14 protein-coding genes are annotated in these 18,280 nt (G+C 64.2%); 12 read left to right on the top strand and 2 right to left on the bottom strand.

The annotated features are described in order from the left end of the window. The first annotated feature begins 38 nt into the window (after positions 1-38). The 5 genes from grxC to ABLE86_RS18430 all read left to right on the top strand — a co-directional run bounded on the left by grxC (position 39) and on the right by ABLE86_RS18430 (position 3,289). Positions 39-305 (top strand): glutaredoxin 3, encoded by a 267-nt coding sequence (gene grxC / locus ABLE86_RS18410; protein WP_348780420.1) that lies wholly within the window; start codon positions 39-41, stop codon positions 303-305. A gap of 10 nt (positions 306-315) precedes the next feature. Continuing rightward, complete coding sequence (locus tag ABLE86_RS18415) at positions 316-1,185, top strand: carbon-nitrogen hydrolase family protein (protein ID WP_348780421.1); 870 nt, start codon at positions 316-318, stop codon at positions 1,183-1,185. Continuing rightward, the gene (locus tag ABLE86_RS18420) at positions 1,182-1,607 is read left to right on the top strand and encodes a DUF1178 family protein (RefSeq protein WP_348780422.1); all 426 of its coding nucleotides are present in this window, start codon (positions 1,182-1,184) and stop codon (positions 1,605-1,607) included. Before ABLE86_RS18415 ends, ABLE86_RS18420 begins: the two co-directional genes overlap by 4 nt. 23 nt (positions 1,608-1,630) lie before the next feature. Continuing rightward, positions 1,631-2,302: a hypothetical protein gene (locus ABLE86_RS18425; RefSeq protein ID WP_348780423.1), complete on the top strand. Its 672-nt coding sequence runs from the start codon at positions 1,631-1,633 to the stop codon at positions 2,300-2,302. A gap of 90 nt (positions 2,303-2,392) precedes the next feature. Further along, entirely contained in the window at positions 2,393-3,289 is an 897-nt protein-coding gene (locus ABLE86_RS18430; RefSeq protein WP_348780424.1) for a DMT family transporter, read from the top strand. A gap of 11 nt (positions 3,290-3,300) precedes the next feature. Here the strand turns inward: ABLE86_RS18430 and ubiG are convergent, their stop codons facing one another. Next, positions 3,301-4,053, bottom strand: a complete 753-nt coding sequence (gene ubiG, locus ABLE86_RS18435; RefSeq protein ID WP_348780425.1) for a bifunctional 2-polyprenyl-6-hydroxyphenol methylase/3-demethylubiquinol 3-O-methyltransferase UbiG — start codon at positions 4,051-4,053, stop codon at positions 3,301-3,303. Positions 4,054-4,371: 318 nt separating this feature from the next. Between ubiG and ABLE86_RS18440 the strand changes: the two genes are divergently transcribed. The 7 genes from ABLE86_RS18440 to ABLE86_RS18470 all read left to right on the top strand — a co-directional run bounded on the left by ABLE86_RS18440 (position 4,372) and on the right by ABLE86_RS18470 (position 15,546). Next, positions 4,372-5,625, top strand: a complete 1,254-nt coding sequence (locus tag ABLE86_RS18440; RefSeq protein ID WP_348780426.1) for an aspartate kinase — start codon at positions 4,372-4,374, stop codon at positions 5,623-5,625. A gap of 81 nt (positions 5,626-5,706) precedes the next feature. After that, on the top strand, positions 5,707-7,980 hold the full coding sequence (ptsP, locus tag ABLE86_RS18445) for a phosphoenolpyruvate--protein phosphotransferase (protein ID WP_348780427.1): 2,274 nt from the start codon (positions 5,707-5,709) through the stop codon (positions 7,978-7,980). Between the two features lie 130 nt (positions 7,981-8,110). Next, the gene (gene prfA / locus ABLE86_RS18450) at positions 8,111-9,190 is read left to right on the top strand and encodes a peptide chain release factor 1 (protein ID WP_348780428.1); all 1,080 of its coding nucleotides are present in this window, start codon (positions 8,111-8,113) and stop codon (positions 9,188-9,190) included. Next, positions 9,183-10,052: a peptide chain release factor N(5)-glutamine methyltransferase gene (prmC, locus tag ABLE86_RS18455; RefSeq protein WP_348780429.1), complete on the top strand. Its 870-nt coding sequence runs from the start codon at positions 9,183-9,185 to the stop codon at positions 10,050-10,052. The genes prfA and prmC overlap by 8 nt, the downstream gene beginning before the upstream one ends. Positions 10,053-10,360: 308 nt before the next feature. After that, positions 10,361-11,116, top strand: coding sequence for a DUF4167 domain-containing protein (locus tag ABLE86_RS18460; protein WP_348780430.1), 756 nt, complete (start codon positions 10,361-10,363; stop codon positions 11,114-11,116). A gap of 197 nt (positions 11,117-11,313) precedes the next feature. Continuing rightward, a complete protein-coding gene (gene clpB / locus ABLE86_RS18465) occupies positions 11,314-13,926 on the top strand; it encodes an ATP-dependent chaperone ClpB (protein ID WP_348780431.1) in 2,613 nt (870 codons plus the stop codon). Between the two features lie 318 nt (positions 13,927-14,244). Next, a complete protein-coding gene (locus ABLE86_RS18470) occupies positions 14,245-15,546 on the top strand; it encodes a L,D-transpeptidase (protein WP_348780432.1) in 1,302 nt (433 codons plus the stop codon). 161 nt (positions 15,547-15,707) lie between these two features. On the opposite strand, the gene ABLE86_RS18475 is transcribed toward ABLE86_RS18470, so the two are convergent. Next, a complete protein-coding gene (locus tag ABLE86_RS18475) occupies positions 15,708-17,657 on the bottom strand; it encodes a M23 family metallopeptidase (protein WP_348780433.1) in 1,950 nt (649 codons plus the stop codon). Positions 17,658-18,280: the final 623 nt, after the last annotated feature.

An 18,280-nucleotide genomic window follows, 5' to 3' on the forward strand; every position in this document is an offset into this window, starting at 1 on the left:
TGTCTCGGACAGGACAGCTTGCGCTGGGAACATTGATAATGGTCGATGTAACGATCTATACCCGTGCCTTGTGCGGCTATTGCAGCGCCGCCAAGCGGCTGCTCGACAAGAAGGGCGTCGCCTATGAAGAGCGCGACGCCACCTCCGCGCCGGAGCTTCGGCAGGAGATGATCGAGCGCGCGGGACGATTTACCTTCCCGCAGATTTTCGTAGGCAGCATCCACGTCGGCGGCTGCGACGATCTGCATGATCTGGACGCGCAGGGCCGGCTTGACGGGCTGCTCGCCACCGGTACGCTCGGCTGAGGAGATTATCATGAGCAAGTTCAAAGCCGCCGCCATCCAGATGCGGACGGGCACCGACCCGCAAAAGAACGCCGAGACCTTCGAGGCACTGGTGCGCGAGGCGGCCGGCAAGGGCGCGACCTATGTGCAGTCGCCGGAAATGACCGGCGCAATGGTGCGCGATGCGGAAGCAAGGCAGGCGGCCTTTACCACGCAGGACAAGGACATCATCGTGGCAACCGCGGCATCGCTTGCGCGCGATCTCGGCATTTTCGTCCATGTGGGTTCCACAGCAATCGTGCGCGAAGACGGCAAGCTTGCCAACCGCGCGCTGCTGCTTTCGCCCGAGGGCAAGACCATCGCCACCTACGACAAGATCCACATGTTCGACGTCGATCTCGACAATGGCGAGAGCTGGCGCGAATCCTCGGCCTATGAGCCGGGCACGCAAGCAGTGGTTGCCGACCTGCCCTTCGCAAGGCTTGCCTTCGGCATCTGCTACGACGTGCGCTTCCCGCAACTCTTCCGTGCCGGGGCGTTGGCCGGCGCCAATGTGCTGTCGGCCCCGGCTGCCTTCACGCGCCAGACCGGCGAGGCGCACTGGCATGTGCTGCAGCGCGCCCGCGCCATCGAAAACGGTGCCTTCATGATCTCTGCCGCCCAGGGCGGCAAGCATGAGGACGGCCGCGAGACCTATGGCCATTCGATCATCGTCGATCCGTGGGGCAAGATCCTTGCCGAGGCCGACCATGACGAGCCGGGCGTGATCGTGGCCGAGATCGACACGTCGCTTTCGGCCGCTGCGCGCGGCAAGATCCCCAACCTGAAGAATGCGCGCGAGTTCTCCGTCAGTGCGGTGGCGGCGAGCGAGGGAGAACCGCTGCGGGGAGCAGCCTCTTGATCACTTTTTCGCTTACCTGCGAGAGCGCCCACGAGTTCGAAGGGTGGTTCCGCAGCAATGACGACTTCCAGGCACAGAAAAAGCGCAGGCTTGTGAGCTGCCCGATATGCGGCTCGCACGAGGTGGAAAAGGCGCTGATGGCGCCGGCCGTCTCCACTAGCCGCAAGCAGGAGAAGATCGCGCTGGCCATGAGCGCACAGCAGCGCGAGGCGCTGGCGCAGCTCAAGGCGCTTTCGGAAAAGATTCGCGAGAACGCCGACTATGTCGGAGACAAATTCGCGGACGAGGCGCGCAAGATCCACTTCGGCGAGACGGAGGCGCGCGGGATCTACGGCGAAGCCACGCTAGACGAAGCCAAGAGCCTGGCCGACGACGGCGTGGATTTCATGCCGGTCCCGGTGTTTCCAGAGGACCGGAACTGAGGGCGGGGAAGCCCGCCTCTCCCTTGCCCGCCGGCTCCCGGCCCGGGTTAATCTATCGATTCTTCGACTGGCTCTTGTTGAAGGTTGCCGTACGCCGGAGCTTCGACGGTCTGGAACTTGTCAACAATTTTGCCTCAGGCAAGGGAGGCGAGCTTGAAAGCGTTGAGCGCGCTCTGGCACTGATCCGCGAGTTCGATCCCGTCCGTTACCGCCGGCTGCGACGCGACTTGGCGCGGATACGTGTCATCTTGCTTACAGGTGTCTTTGTGGAGTTCAGCGTTCGAGATTGGACTTGCAGACTCGATGGGCGCTTCATGAACCAGGAAAGCACTACCATTGAACGAGTGGCCTTGGCGATTGCGCACGTGGCGACACATGCCCGTCTGTTCAAAATGGGTTTCGGCTATGAGGAGAAAATGCGTGGCCGGATCGAGAGGATTTGTGTTCGGCGGGAAATCGCACTCGCGGCAAAGTTGCCGACCGGAGAAGGCGCTGGCAATTGGGCAAGAGCGGCGTTGAATGCACGTCCCGCGCTTTCCGACGATGCGCTGCTAGAGCGTCGAGATGTTGGAGCCCGGGATAATTTTCTCTACCTCGGTGTGTCGCCAGTGATTGCCGACGCGGTGGTCTCGTATGTAGGTTGGCGACGCCGGCGAAGAGCGCGCAAGCTCAAGATCAATTCCTCAAGGCCATGATCGCGTTGTCCCCCTTGTTTCCTTTGGCTGGCGCATTCGTTTCAGCCGCGTTTCCGGTCAGATCGCGCTGAAAGCGATTAAGGACGCGCGATGAAAGCTTTGTGGAACTCGGCCATCGGCCTGTTGCTCGTCAACGGCTTGTTGCTCGGTCTCACCTTGCCGTTCGGCAAGCTGGCGGCTGCGGCAGGGGTTCCGCCGGCAATCTGGGCTTTCGTCATTTCCTTCGGCGCGGGCGCGGTGCTGCTCTCGGCGCTGCTGATGAATGGTGGGCGCCTTGGTCTCGACCGGCGCATGCTGCGCTATTTCTTCGTGGTGGCGGCTGTGTCCTACGCCATTCCGAACCTTCTGCTTTTTGCTTCCATCCCGCATCTGGGCGTCGGCTTCACCGGCATCATGTTCACCATGTCGCCGCTGTTCACGCTGGCGATCACGCTGATGCTCAAGCTTCGCCGGCCGAGCGTGCTCGGCGTCGCGGGCATTGGCGTCGGCTTCATCGGCGCGCTCGTGGTGGCTTTGACGCGCGGCGAGGCGAACCAGCCGGCCGAGTTGGTCTGGGTGGTGGCTGGGTTGCTGATCCCGGTCAGCCTGGCAGTGGGCAATGTCTACCGCACGGTGGACTGGCCGGAGGGCAGCGGCCCGATCCAGCTCGCCGCCGGAAGCCATCTCGCGGCGGCAGTCATGTTGCTGGTGGCGGCAGGGTCCAGCGCCCGGGGGCTGCCTTTCGGCCCGCTTGCCGAGGTGCCCTGGCTGGTTGCAGCGCAGGTGATCGTCTCGTCGGCGATGTTTGCGGTGTTCTTCCGCCTGCAGGCGGTGGGCGGGCCGGTCTATCTTAGCCAGATCGGCTATGTCGCCGCCGCCATTGGCCTGATTTCCGGCATGCTCTTCCTCGGCGAAAGCTACCGGTTGGAGACCTGGCTGGGCGCGGGGCTGATTTCCATCGGGCTGGTCATGACGACCAAGGCGCAGACGCGCACCTCCGAAGCGTAGGCGGGGGCCGCTCAGGCGGCCGGCCGCTTTTCCGTCAGCACCATGTAGTTGACGTCCATGTCCCGGGAGCGCTGCCAGCGGTCGGCAAGCGGGTTGTAGGCCACGCCGGTCCGGTCGGTGATCATCATGCCGGCATTGGCAAGGAACTGCTCCAGTTCCTCGGGCCGCACCAGCTTGGCATATTGGTGGGTGCCGCGCGGCAGCCAGCGCAGAACATACTCCGCGCCGAAAATTGCCAGCCCCAGCGCCTTCAGCGTGCGATTGATGGTGGCCACGAACATGATGCCATCCGGCTTCACCAGTTCGGCGCATTTGGTGATGTAGAGCTGCGGGTCCGAAACGTGCTCGATCACTTCCATGTTGAGCACCACGTCGAACTTCTCGCCGGCATCGGCCAGCGCCTCGGCGGTTGTGGCGCGGTAGTCCACCGTCACGCCGGATTCGGCGGCGTGCAGCTTGGCCACTTCGATGTTGGTTTCGGAGGCATCGGCGCCGACCACCTCGGCGCCAAGGCGCGCCATGGGCTCGCACAGGAGGCCGCCGCCGCAGCCGATGTCGAGGATGCGCAGGCCCTCGAAGGGGCGCGCCTGGTGCGAATCACGGCCGAAGCGCGCGGCCACCTGGTCGCGCACATAGGCCAGTCGCACCGGGTTGAACTTGTGCAGCGGGCGGAATTTTCCGTTCGGATTCCACCATTCAGCGGCGAGGGCCGAAAAGCGTTCCACCTCTGCGGTGTCGATCGTCGATCGCGTGGCTTCGGGCATGGCTCGTCTCCTTCGTTGCAAGGAAGTCGGCGGTGAGGCGGCGAATGTCAAGGCAGCAATTTTGTCGGCGGGGGTCTCGCTCCTGGTCGAGGGGAGGGGGACGCAGGACTGTCCGGCGGGTTGAACGACGAACGACAGACATGACGGCATCGCGGCTTAACGAAGCGGCTGCGAGCCTGAACCCATTGCGCGTCTTGCGAAACAGCGAGCTTTTGGCTATGGAGGCCGCGACTTGGCGCCCGGCTCCCGCGGTGCTTTCGTTTGGACTTTCCGGTGGCAGTACTGCCCTGGGGACAGTTTAAGGGGCGACCGGCTTCCATGGCGCGTATCGTGATGAAATTCGGCGGAACTTCCGTCGCCGACATCAGCCGCATCCGCAATGTGGCGCGCCACGTCAAACGCGAGGTCGACGCGGGCCATGAAGTGGCCGTCGTCGTTTCCGCGATGGCCGGCAAGACCAATGAGTTGGTCGCCTGGACCCGCGAAGCTTCCGCCATGCACGATGCGCGCGAATATGACGCCGTCGTTGCGTCCGGCGAGCAGGTCACGGCCGGCCTGCTGGCGATCACGCTGCAGAACATCGGCGTCAACGCCCGCTCCTGGCAGGGCTGGCAGATCCCGATCCGTACCGACAACGCCCATGGCGCCGCCCGCATTCTCGATATCGACGGCTCGTTCCTGATCGAGCGCTTCAAGCAGGGGCAGGTGGCCGTCATCGCCGGCTTCCAGGGAATCGGACCCGACAACCGGATCGCGACGCTCGGGCGCGGCGGCTCCGACACCAGCGCGGTGGCCATCGCCGCCGCCGTGAAGGCCGATCGCTGCGACATCTATACCGACGTGGACGGCGTCTACACCACCGATCCGCGCATAGAGCCGAAGGCGCGCCGCATGAGCAGGATCACCTTCGAGGAGATGCTCGAAATGGCATCCCTCGGGGCCAAGGTCCTGCAGGTGCGTTCGGTGGAGCTTGCCATGGTGCACCGGGTGCGGACCTTCGTACGGTCTTCCTTTGTGGAGCCGGACGCGCCGGGAATGGGCGATTTCGACAATCCGCCCGGAACCCTTATTTGCGACGAGGATGAAATCGTGGAACAGCAGGTCGTAACCGGAATCGCATATGCCAAGGACGAGGCCCAGATTTCGCTGCGCCGCGTTTCCGACCGGCCGGGCGTGGCGGCAGGCATCTTCGGACCGCTGGCCGAGGCCAACATCAATGTCGACATGATCGTCCAGAACATCTCCGAGGATGGCAAGTCGACCGACATGACCTTCACCGTGCCGTCGGGCGATGTTGACAAGGCGCTGGCGGTGCTGGAAAAGATCCGCCCCGAAATCGGCTTCGACGCGGTTCAGCACGACCAGGGCATGTCCAAGGTTTCCGTGATCGGCATCGGCATGCGCAGCCATGCCGGCGTTGCGGCGACCGCTTTCAAGGCGCTTGCCGAAAAGGGCATCAATATCCGTGCGATCACCACTTCCGAGATCAAGATTTCGATCCTGATCGACGGTCCTTATACAGAACTTGCCGTTCGCACTTTACATTCGGTCTACGGGCTAGATAAGCAGTAGATCAGACGAATTTTTCGTCCTTGCGTTAGCCGGCGTGTGGCACAATGCACGCCGGACGATGCTATTTGGAGACGACGCCTGATGCGTGACACGGCCGCCGGTCCGCGCGTTCTCTTGAAACGGCTCCGCGAGCTGATGGCGGAGCCGCTCGAGCCGCAGGAGCGGCTCGACAGGATCGTGCACGATATCGCCAAGAACATGGTGGCCGAGGTCTGCTCCCTTTATGTGTTGCGCGCCGATTCCGTTCTCGAACTCTACGCCACCGAGGGCCTGAACCCCGGCTCCGTCCACCTCGTTCAGCTGCGCCTCGGCGAAGGTCTCGTCGGCACGATTGCCGCCAGCGCGCGGCCGCTCAACCTTTCCAATGCGCAAGAGCATCCGGCCTTCGCCTATCTGCCGGAGACCGGGGAAGAGATCTACAACTCCTTCCTCGGCGTGCCGGTGCTGCGCGCAGGGCGCACGCTGGGCGTGCTGGTGGTGCAGAACCGCACCAAGCGGCACTATCGCGAAGATGAGGTTGAGGCGCTGGAAACCACGGCGATGGTGATCGCCGAGATGATCGCGACGGGCGATCTGGCGCGGCTGACCCGCCATGGCGGGCTGGAGCTGGACCTGCGCCGGGCGGCAAGCTTCAAGGGGCTGGCCTTCAACGAAGGCGTCGGGCTTGGCCACGTGGTGCTGCACGAGCCGCGCATCGTGGTGACCAACCTGTTCAACGAGAATTCCGATCAGGAAATGCGCCGTCTCGATGCCGCGCTCGGTTCGCTGCGGCTGTCCATCGATGACATGCTGTCGCGGCGCGAGGTGGCGTTCGAGGGCGAGCACCGCGACGTGCTCGAGGCCTATCGCATGTTCGCCAACGATCGCGGCTGGGTGCGCCGCCTTGAAGAGGCGATCCGCAACGGCCTGACCGCGGAAGCCGCCGTGGAAAAGGTCCAGAGCGACATGCGCGCCCGCATGCTGCACATGACCGACCCCTACCTGCGCGAACGCATGAGCGACTTCGACGACCTCGCCAACCGGCTGCTGCGGCAGTTGATGGGGCGGGCGCCGGAGGACATCGCCGCGACCCTGCCGAAGGATGCGATCATCGTTGCCCGCTCCATGGGTGCGGCCGAACTGCTGGACTACCCGCGCGAGAAGATGCGCGGGCTGGTTCTGGAAGACGGCACCGCCACGAGCCATGTGGTGATCGTGGCCCGCGCCATGGGCATCCCCGTGGTGGGGCAGGCCAAGGGCGCGGTTTCGCTCGCCGAGAACGGCGACGCCATCATCGTCGATGGCGAGGACGGGACCATCCACCTGCGCCCGCAGGGCGACCTGGAGAAGGTCTATGCCGAGAAGGTGCGCTTCCGCGCCAGGCGGCAGGAGCTTTACCGCGAGCTGCGCAACAAGCCTTCCCGGAGCAAGGACGGCGTTCATATCGATCTGCTGATCAATGCCGGGCTTGCGGTGGACCTGCCGCAGCTTGCCGAGTCGGGTGCGGGCGGCATCGGGCTGTTCCGCACCGAACTGCAATTCATGGTGGCTTCGACCTTGCCGCGCGCGGAGGCGCAGGAAGCTCTCTATCGCGACGTGCTGGATGCCGCGCAGGGCAAGCCGGTGACGTTCCGCACCATCGATATCGGCGGCGACAAGGTGCTTCCCTACTTCAAGGGCATGGTGCACGAGGAAAACCCGGCACTGGGTTGGCGAGCGATCCGCCTGACGCTGGACCGGCCGGGGCTGCTACGCTCGCAGGTGCGGGCGCTGCTCAAGGCGGCCGGCGGGCGCGAGCTCAGGATCATGCTGCCGATGGTGACGGAACTGGGCGAGATCGCGCAGGCGCGCGAGATGGTCGACCGCGAGGTTCGGCATCTGTCGCGCTTCGCGCATCTGTTGCCCACCAGCCTGAAGCTTGGCGCCATGATCGAGGTGCCGTCGCTGCTGTGGCAGCTCGACGAGCTGATGGAGATGGTCGATTTCGTGTCCGTCGGCTCCAACGATCTGTTCCAGTTCGTGATGGCCGCCGATCGCGGCAACACCCAGCTCTCCGACCGCTTCGACCCGCTGTCGGTGCCTTTCCTGCGCGTGCTCAAGCACATTGCAGATGCCGGCCGGCGCAACCACACGCCGGTGACGCTGTGCGGGGAACTGGCCGGAAAGCCGATCTCGGCCATGGCGCTGATCGGGCTCGGTTACCGCTCGATCTCGATGTCGCCCGCCTCCATCGGCCCGGTCAAGGCGATGCTGGCGGAGCTGCCGGTGTCCGAGCTGAAGGCGTTCCTGGAGGACAACCTTGAAGGCCCCAGCGTGAGCTTGCCGATGCGGGCGCTGTTGCAGACCTTCGCGGATGACCGCTCGATTCCTCTTTGACACCTGAGCGATGGCGGCCTGCGAATGAAGAATTTCTGCGGTTGCGGTGTTTCGTCCCTATATGTAGGTCGCGTATATCAGCGCCGATGGCCGGCGCGCCTGACGTGAATCCCGTCGAGTATCAATGACAATGACCAATCTGCCCCGCGATCGCATGGACCAGGTAGTTAAGCGCTTCGACATGCTCGAGGCGCAGATGGCGGCTGGCCCCGATCCGGACGCATATGTGAAGATGGCCTCGGAATATGCCGACATCCAGGAGATGGTGGCCAAGATCCGGGAACTGCGCGCCGCGGAGCAGGAACTGGCCGACCTGGATGCGATGCTGGACGACAAGGCCACCGACGCCGAGATGCGTGCGCTGGCCGAAGGCGAACTGCCGGCGGTGGAAGACAGGATCGAGGCCCTGCAGAAGGACATCCAGATCCTGCTGCTGCCCAAGGATGCGGCCGACGACAAGAACGCGATCCTGGAAATCCGCGCTGGCACCGGCGGCGACGAGGCGGCGCTGTTTGCGGGCGACCTGTTTCGCATGTACGAGCGCTATGCGGCCGAACAGGGCTGGCGCATGGAAGTCGTTTCCACCAGCGAAGGCGACGTGGGCGGCTTCAAGGAAATCATCGCCACGGTTTCGGGCAAGGGCGTCTTCGCCAAGCTGAAATATGAGTCCGGCGTGCACCGCGTGCAGCGCGTGCCTGAAACCGAAGGCAGCGGACGCATCCACACTTCCGCCGCGACCGTGGCGGTTTTGCCCGAGGCCGAGGAGGTGGACATCGAAATCCGGTCGGAAGACATTCGCATCGACACGATGCGGGCCTCCGGCTCGGGCGGCCAGCACGTCAACACCACCGATTCGGCGGTGCGCATCACCCATATCCCGACCGGCATCATGGTCGTCCAGGCCGAGAAGTCGCAGCACCAGAACCGGGCGCGGGCCATGCAGATCCTGCGTTCGCGGCTGTTCGACATGGAACGCACCAAGGCCGACGCCGAACGCTCCGAATCGCGCAAGGCGCAGGTGGGCTCCGGCGACCGCTCGGAACGCATCCGCACCTACAATTTCCCGCAAGGGCGGGTGACCGACCATCGCATCAATCTGACCCTCTACAAGCTCGACCGGGTTATGATGGGCGAACTGGAAGACATCATCGCGCCGCTGATCTCGGATCATCAATCCAGGCTGCTGGCCGATATGGGCCTCGATGCCTGACGTGGCCGAACACGCGCTGGGCCCCACGTTGCGCGCGGCGCGGTCGCGGCTTGTGGCGGCCGGCGTGGCAACCCCCGACATCGACGCAAGGCTGATCGTCGAACATTTCTCCGGCACCACCCGCAGCGATGCCATCAGCTCGCCCGAACGGGAGCTGGACGCGACGGCTGTTACGGCCATCGATGCCGCGCTGGAGCGTCGGATCAACGGCGAGCCGGTTCACCGGATTCTCGGCTTTCGCGAGTTCTACGGCCTCAAGCTGATGCTTTCGCCCGAAACGCTGGAGCCCCGGCCCGACACCGAAACCCTTGTCGATCTGGTTCTGCCATTCGTGCGCGAGATGGCGGAAAGGGAAGGCGCCTGCCGCATCCTGGACCTGGGCACCGGCACCGGAGCCATACCGCTTGCGCTGCTTAATGAGGTGCCGCAAGCCGTCGCCGTCGGCGTCGACATTTCAGTCGATGCGCTTGCCACCGCGCGCCTGAACGCCGAAGCGCTGGGATTGGCGGCGTGCTTTACCGCGCTGCAAAGCGACTGGTTCACAAAAATTTCCGGTCGCTTCCATTTAATTGTCTCAAACCCCCCTTATATAAGGAGCACGGATATTGGTGCTCTCCAGCCCGAAGTGAAGCGGTTCGACCCGCTACTGGCGCTGGATGGAGGCGAAGATGGTCTCGACGCCTATCGCACCATAGCTGCCGGCGCGGCGGCGTATCTCGAGGCTGGCGGAAGGGTCGCCCTAGAAATCGGTTTCGATCAAAAAGCAGATGTGAGCGGGATTTTCGGCGCGGCCGGGTATCAACTCACGGCCGATGCATTTGATCTGGCCGGGAACGATCGCGTGTTGGTTTTCGGTCGTTGAATCAAAGCCTTGCCATGGAACGAAAAAATACTTGGCAAGTCTCGGGAATGCCGCTAGGTTCGAAATACCGGATGAGACGAAGCAGGCAGTGCTGTAATCGGTTCGGTTCCCTTTGAAACAGACTGCCTTCTTGCGTGGACAACGCGTCTGCTTCGTGCGGGGATCACCCGGCAAGTGACATGAGACCGGAACGGAATGGTACGTGACGCCAACGCAAATGATGCGGGCGAACACCGTCGGAACTACATTAAACGGCTGGCCGTTGGCGCGCTCCGTTCGCGAGATGTTTTCAAAATGAAGAGAGTCTGATGAGGCCACAACAGCAGAACAGGCGTATGCGCGGCCGCAACAACGGCGGCGGAAACAACGGCAACGGTCGCAAGGGGCCGAACCCGCTTACGCGCAACTACGAAAGCAACGGCCCGGACGTGAAGATTCGCGGCTCCGCGCAGCAGATCGCCGAGAAATACGCAACCTTGGCTCGCGACGCCCAGAGCGCCGGCGACCGCGTAATGGCGGAAAACTACCTGCAGCATGCCGAGCACTACAACCGCATCATTGCAGCCGCCCAGGGGCAGATGCAGCACCAGCATGTTCACCACAGCCGCGACGAAGTCGACGACGATTCGGATCAGGATCGCGAAGAGTTCGAGAACCAGGGCAATGTGCAGCCCGCGACCGCCGCGGCCGGTGGGCAGGAGCAGGAGCCTGAGCTTGCAGCCGCTTCGGCCGAAATCCACGGCTCCGGTCCGCAGCCCGTCATCGAAGGCACGCCGGCGGAAGTCGCGCTGACCGCGGAGACGGCGGTCGAAACGACGGAAGGCCGCGGGCGCGGACGCGGCCGCCGCCCGATGCGCAACCAGGAGCAGCCGACCGAGAAGGTCGAGGCTTCGGCGGAAAATGAAGATGCCAAGGCCGAGGACAAGGCAGCAGCGCCGCGTCGCGGCCGCCGCCCGCGCCGCGAGAGCCCGACGGCAGAAGACGGCGCGGCCGGTTCCGAACAGGTCGCTCCCGCTGCCGAACCGGCCGACGGCGATGGTGTCCTGGCAGCTGTAAACGGCTAAGGGCCTGGCATCGTGTTACGAAAACGGCGCAGACTTCGGTCTGCGCCGTTTTTCTTTGTCGGCACCACAGGGACATCTTGAGGAAATTCCGGCCATACCCATATCAGGCTCGACATGGACCCGGCTCGATGGAGGGGGTCTGTCGCCGAAAACCGATCCGGTGCCGCAAAGCGGGCCGGTGACGCATGGAGACGATCATGAATTTGGAAAAATATTCCGAGCGCGTTCGCGGCTTCATTCAGTCAGCCCAGACGCTGGCCCTTTCAAGAAACCATCAGCAGTTTTCTCCCGAACACATTTTGAAGGTTCTCGTCGACGACGACGAGGGCCTTGCCGCCTCGCTGATCGAGCGCGCCGGCGGCAGCGCCCGCGACGTCAAGCTCGGCGTCGAGGCCGCGCTTGAAGCGATGCCGCGCGTCGAAGGCGGAAACGGCCAGCTCTATCTGGCCCAGCCGCTGGCAAAGGTTTTTTCGACAGCCGAGGAGCTGGCGCAGAAGGCCGGCGACAGTTTCGTCACGGTCGAGCGGCTCTTGCAGGCGCTGGCGATGGAAAAGTCTGCCAAGACTTCCGAAATCCTCGCCAAGGCCGGGGTGACCCCGCAGGCGCTGAACCAGGCGATCAACGAGATTCGCAAGGGCCGCACGGCCGATTCGGCCAGCGCCGAACAGGGCTATGACGCGCTGAAGAAATATGCGCGCGACCTGACCGCAGATGCGCGCGCGGGCAAGCTCGACCCGGTCATCGGCCGCGACGACGAAATCCGCCGCACCATCCAGGTGCTGTCGCGGCGCACCAAGAACAACCCCGTGCTGATCGGCGAGCCCGGCGTAGGCAAGACGGCCATCGCCGAGGGCCTGGCGCTGCGCATCGTCAATGGCGACGTGCCCGAATCGCTGAAGGACAAGCAGCTGATGGCGCTCGACATGGGCGCGCTGATTGCCGGCGCGAAATATCGCGGCGAGTTCGAGGAGCGCCTGAAGGCGGTGCTTTCGGAAGTCACGTCGGCTGCCGGCGGCATCATCCTGTTCATCGACGAGATGCACACGCTGGTCGGCGCTGGCAAGGCCGACGGCGCGATGGATGCGTCGAATCTCTTGAAGCCCGCGCTGGCGCGCGGGGAACTGCATTGCGTAGGCGCCACCACGCTGGACGAGTACCGCAAATATATCGAGAAGGATGCCGCCCTTGCCCGCCGCTTCCAGCCGGTCTTCATCGATGAGCCGACGGTGGAAGACACGATCTCGATCCTGCGCGGCCTGAAGGAGAAGTACGAACAGCACCACAAGGTGCGCATCTCCGATTCGGCGCTGGTCGCCGCGGCGACGCTGTCCAACCGCTACATTTCCGACCGCTTCCTGCCCGACAAGGCAATCGACCTGGTGGACGAAGCCGCTTCGCGGCTGCGCATGCAGGTCGACTCGAAGCCGGAGGCACTGGACGAGGTCGACCGCCGCATCATGCAGCTAAAGATCGAGCGCGAAGCGCTGCGGGTCGAGAAGGACGAGGCCTCGAAGGACCGGCTGGCGAAGCTCGAGACCGAGCTGGCTTCGCTGGAGGAAGAATCGGCCGAGCTGACGGCGAAGTGGCAGGCCGAGAAGCAGAAGCTTGGCCTTGCCGCCGACCTGAAGAAGCAGATCGACGACGCCCGCAACGAACTGGCGATCGCACAGCGCAAGGGCGAGTTCCAGCGCGCCGGCGAGCTTGCCTATGGCAGGATCCCCGAGCTTGAGCGCAAGCTCAAGGAGGCCGAAGCGCAGGAGGATGACAAGCGCGGCATGGTCCAGGAGACCGTGACGCCGGACAACATCGCGCATATCGTTTCCCGCTGGACCGGCATTCCGGTTGACAAGATGCTGGAAGGCGAGCGCGAAAAGCTGCTCAGGATGGAAGATGAGCTGGCCAAGCGCGTGGTGGGCCAGGGCGAGGCGGTGCAGGCCGTCTCGAAGGCGGTGCGGCGCGCCCGCGCCGGGCTGCAGGACCCCAACCGGCCGATCGGATCGTTCATGTTCCTCGGCCCGACCGGCGTCGGCAAGACCGAGCTGACCAAGGCGCTGGCCGCCTTCCTGTTCGACGACGAAACCGCGATGGTGCGCATCGACATGTCGGAGTTCATGGAGAAGCACTCGGTTGCCCGGCTGATCGGCGCGCCTCCCGGCTATGTCGGCTATGAGGAGGGCGGAGCGCTGACCGAGGCGGTGCGGCGCCGGCCCTACCAGGTCGTGCTGTTCGACGAGATCGAGAAGGCGCACCCGGATGTCTTCAACGTGCTGTTGCAGGTGCTGGACGACGGTCGCCTGACCGACGGCCAGGGCCGCACGGTCGACTTCCGCAACACGCTGATCATCATGACGTCGAATCTCGGCGCCGAATATCTGGTTGGCCTCGGCGAGCACGAGGATGTCGACAAGGTTCGCGACGAGGTCATGGCGGTGGTCAAGGCTTCGTTCCGGCCGGAATTCCTCAACCGCGTCGATGAGGTGATTCTGTTCCATCGCCTGCGGCGCCAGGACATGGACAAGATCGTCAAGATCCAGCTCAAGCGCCTGGAGGCACTGCTGACCGATCGCAAGATCACGCTCGATCTCGACCACGAGGCGATCGAGTGGCTGGCCAACAAGGGCTACGATCCGGCCTATGGCGCACGGCCGCTGAAGCGGGTGATGCAGAAGGAGCTGCAGGACCCGCTGGCCGAGAAGATCCTGCTGGGCGAGGTTCTCGACGGCTCGACGGTGAAGATCACCGCTGGGTCGGACAGGCTGAACTTCCGGGTCAAGGCATCCGAGCCCGCGGCGGCGGAAAAGGCCGCCTGACCAGTTCGCGAACATTGGATGGCCGCCTTAGGGCGGCCATTTTCATGCCCGGTTCATGTGTGAACCACTAGGCCGACAATGCAATTGCGATTGAAGCTCTCGAACAGGACGCTGCACGCTGCCCTCTGCAGGCGGCGGCAGTCGGGGGAATTTTTGGCGAATATGGTCAGCAGAATCAGTCTTCTGTCAGCGGTTGCGGCCGCGCTTTGGGCTTGCGGCGCGCAGGCAACAGAGTTTGTGGACGCCCGCGAATCACCCGCGAAGGGTCGAATCACGCGCGACGCGGAGAGTGGCGTCCTCCTTGCACAGTCAGGCGAGGTGGAAATCTATTTCGACGGCAATGGCAACCGGGTCATCGTCGATGCCTATACGGGCGAGATCATCGCCATCCAGCCGCCGCGCCGGGTGACGGGGACGCGCAACGGCCTGGACGAGCCGCGTCGACGCGGCGGCTACTACAGGGTCGAGCCGGCCGAGCCGGAGCCCTATCCGAGCCCGCGCCGGCGTCCGCTGGAGCGCTACCAGGCGCCGCCGCCCGACAATTATGGCGATTGGGGCCTGGACGAGTTTCCACCGGCGCCCCAACATGTGTATCCGGACGACGGGACCTATCCCGACGAGGGCCTGGGGCCCGAACCGCGGGTGGTCCGGCGCGAGCCGGTGACGCGCAGCCCGCTGGGCGATCCGGTCGCACGCGCGCCGGAGTCGGACACCACCACCATCATCGAGGCGCCGGAGTTCGACGGCGGAGCGTTGCAGCCGCCGACTAGCTTCACCGCGCGCGAGGACGTCGCCTCGCTTCAGATCCTGCTGGACCGTGCCGGCGCTTCGCCCGGCGTCATCGACGGCAAGTTCGGCAGCAATGTCGACAAGGCCCTGCTTGCCTATCGCGACATCACCGGCACCAACCTGAAGTCGACCGACACGGCCGACATCAGGGCAGCTCTTGCCGCGAGCGGCGGCGATCCGTTCATCAACTACACGATCACGCCGGAGGATGCCGCCGGGCCCTTCGTGGCATCGGTTCCGGCCGATTACGGCCAGAAGGCGCAGCTCGAACATATGAGCTTCACCTCGGTGGTCGAAATGCTGGCCGAGCGCTTCCACATGGACCAAGCCTATCTGAAGGCGCTCAATCCGGAGGCGAACTTCAATCGCCCCGGCACCATCATCCGGGTGGCGAATGTCAACCGGAAGCCCGCTGGCAAGGTGACGCAAATCATTGCCGACAAGAGCCGCAAGCAGGTTCGCGCCTATGACGAATCGGGCAGGCTGGTGGTTGCTTATCCGGCAACGATCGGCTCGGCCGACACGCCTTCGCCCACCGGCACGCATGCCGTGTCGCGGGTCGCGCTCAACCCCAATTACACCTACAATCCCAAGCTCAACTTCAAGCAGGGCGACAATGACAGGATCCTCACCATTCCGCCGGGCCCGAACGGCCCGGTCGGCACGGTCTGGATCGCGCTCGACAAGCCGACCTACGGCATTCACGGCACGCCCGAACCCTCCAAGATCGGCAAGACCGAAAGCCATGGCTGCGTGCGCCTAACCAACTGGGACGCAGAGCAGCTTGCCAAGCTGGTCAGCCCCGGCGTGCCGGTCGAGTTCGTCGATTAGATCCTTGCCCGCGGACAGGCGACCGCCTGCGGCCGCGAATCAAACTGTCCCGCATATCGGCCCGCGAATCCGAATCGATTCGCGGGCCGATGCTTGAGGACGAATCAGTGTTGGAGATCTGGGCGCTGTCCGCCTGAGGCGGCGTGCCGAAAGTGCGAGCGTTAGCCGCTCGCCTTGGCGCTGCTGGCCACCTTGAGCGAGCCGCCGGCGCCGTCCTTCAGCAGGGCGTCGATTCGCTCGCGCTCGCGCTTGAAGGAAACGAGGTCGTCGCCCTGCAGCACCTTCCCCACGGGCAGGCGCACGCGCATCGGGTCGACCTTGGCGCCGTTGACCATCAGTTCATAGTGAAGGTGCGGCCCGGTCGAGAGGCCGGTAGAGCCGAGATAGCCGATCACCTGGCCCTGGCGCACCTTGGCGCCCGGCACGATGCCCGACGCGAAGCCGCTCTGGTGGTTGTATGAGGTCTGGTAGCCATTGGCGTGGCGGATGATGGTCTGCTTGCCGTAGCCGCCGGCCCAGGCGGCCTTTTCCACCACGCCATTGCCCGCGGCGATGATCGGCGTTCCGGTGGGGGCTGCCCAGTCGACGCCGGTGTGCATGCGGGTATAGCCGAGCACCGGGTGCCGGCGCGCGCCGAAGCCGGAGCGGAACACGCCGTTGGGCAGCGGGTTGCGCAGCAGGAACTGCTTGGCGCTGCGGCCTTCGCCGTCGAAATAGTCGATGCTGCCGTCGCGCATCTGGAAGCGGTAGAAATTGCGGGTGGCGCCGCCGAACATCGCCGAGACGTAGAGGAGCTGCGATTCCTGGTCTTCGCCGTCGGGCTCGGAGAACAGCACCTCGAGCCGGTCGGAGGGATTGAGGCGCGACTGGAAGTCGACCTCCGAGGCCAGCAGCTTGATGAGCTGCTTCGTCATGTCCCTCGACATGTCATAGGAATAGGCCGCCCGGTAGATGCCGTCATAGACGGTGGGCAGGTTGCCGCGCGCGGTCGCAGGAAGCGAACCGTCGAATGCCGTCAGAAGCTCCGGGTTGGGCTCGGGCTCGTCCGTGGTCACATATTGGTTGTGGTCGTTGAGCGCGATGGTCAGCAGGTGCTGGGTTCGGTTGTAGACGCTGGTGCGGACGATTCGGGCTTCGTCCCCGCGCACCTCGAGCCCGACGCGCAGCACCGCGCCGGCCTTGAGGGTCTTGCCATTGAACATCTTGCCGATGGCTTCGGCCATTGCGGCGGCATCGTCTCCCGTATAGCCGGAATCGGCCAGGGCCTCGGCCACCTCACGCTCGATCGCGAAGGGGATGATTTCCTCCGCATAAGCCAGCGCCGAATCATCTGTTGCGCTCCGGGAGGCGACGGAGACGTTTTCCGGAACGATTCGCACGCCATAGGAGCCGGCCAGCGTCTGGGAGGCGAGCGAATCGCCGAATCGCTCCGGATCGACATAGTGCAGCGCGGCGACCTGGACGTCGCCGTCGGTCAGAATCGCACCGGTGACCTTGACGACCTGCTCCACCTCGTCGCCGGAAAGGTCGCTCCTTTCGTCAAAGGCGGCGGTATCCATGGGGAAATCCACCGTCTTCAGGCTCATCTCGCTTTCGACCTTGACCCCGTAGACCTGGCCAGCCGGGGCGGTGGGCGTCTGTTTGGCGCCGTCCTCGGCAAAGACGTCGAGCGGATCGAAGGGCGGATAGCTGCGGGAAGTCTTGTAGCCCGCGGCCAGGGCCATCTTTACCTGGACGAAAGGCACGGTGCGCACCACGTCGCGATCGCCGACGCGGCTGGACATGGAGACCTCGATTCGCCGCCGGTCCTTGGCCCTGGCGATCTGGCGCGACTGTACGAGTCGGCCGGTCTTGGCGCTTTGCCCGCCATCATCCTTCTGCGCAATCGTGGCCAGTTCGGCGATCTCGGGCGGCGTTGCCAGCTGCTCGCGGCCGTCGAGCGCGGCAAACAGGGCCACGCCCATGAGCACGCTCGAGGTGACGCCGGTCAGGAACGTGCCCGACAGCCAGCGTGCGGAAACCTCGCGCCGATCGGGCGGGCCGCTGCGCCCGTCCGCGATCAGCGGCGGCTCGTTGCCGAGTTCGGCTATGGTTTGATCGACATCCTGCATTGAAAGCGGCGGCTTTTCCTGTCCCCGAACGTCGCCGGTATTTTCACGTGAAGCCCCGACAATTGCCTGCCGGGACTGATGAAGTCAACGAAAGCTCCTTTTCGCGCCGGCCGGCAGGATCGACGCCCCCTATATAGGCACGCGCGCGAAGGCATGAAAACGCCATGCCCAAGGCAAGACATTCACGGGGATTTGGGCCGCAATAGGGCTCCAACGGGGCCGCCCCTACCGGCGGGAATGCCTTTCACACGACCTTACGCAGGGTTTTGTTGGGTTGTCTGGTTATTGTCGCAAAAAATTCAAAAAAGGCGAAAAAGGTCGTTGACAGTCTGCGAGGGTGGGGCCTATATACGCCTCAACAACGAGGGCGGCGCGCCGCTGGCGACGAAGAAGTTCGCTTCTAAGAAACGCCCTGGTTGACGAAATCAAGCGAGCCGCTTATAGCGACCTCGACGGGCCCCGGAGCCGAAAGCGAAACGGGCCCACGACATCGTGTCTGACGATGTCTGTTCTTTGAAAATTGAAGATTGAAGAAAGAGAAACGTGGGCGGCAGAGTTCTGCTGGTCCCGGAGCGGAGACTAAAGTCTTCGCAGTGATGGGGCCGAACGAGACTTTGGCGGAC

The organism is Mesorhizobium sp. KR2-14 (assembly GCF_040049255.1).
Taxonomy (GTDB): domain Bacteria; phylum Pseudomonadota; class Alphaproteobacteria; order Rhizobiales; family Rhizobiaceae; genus Pseudaminobacter.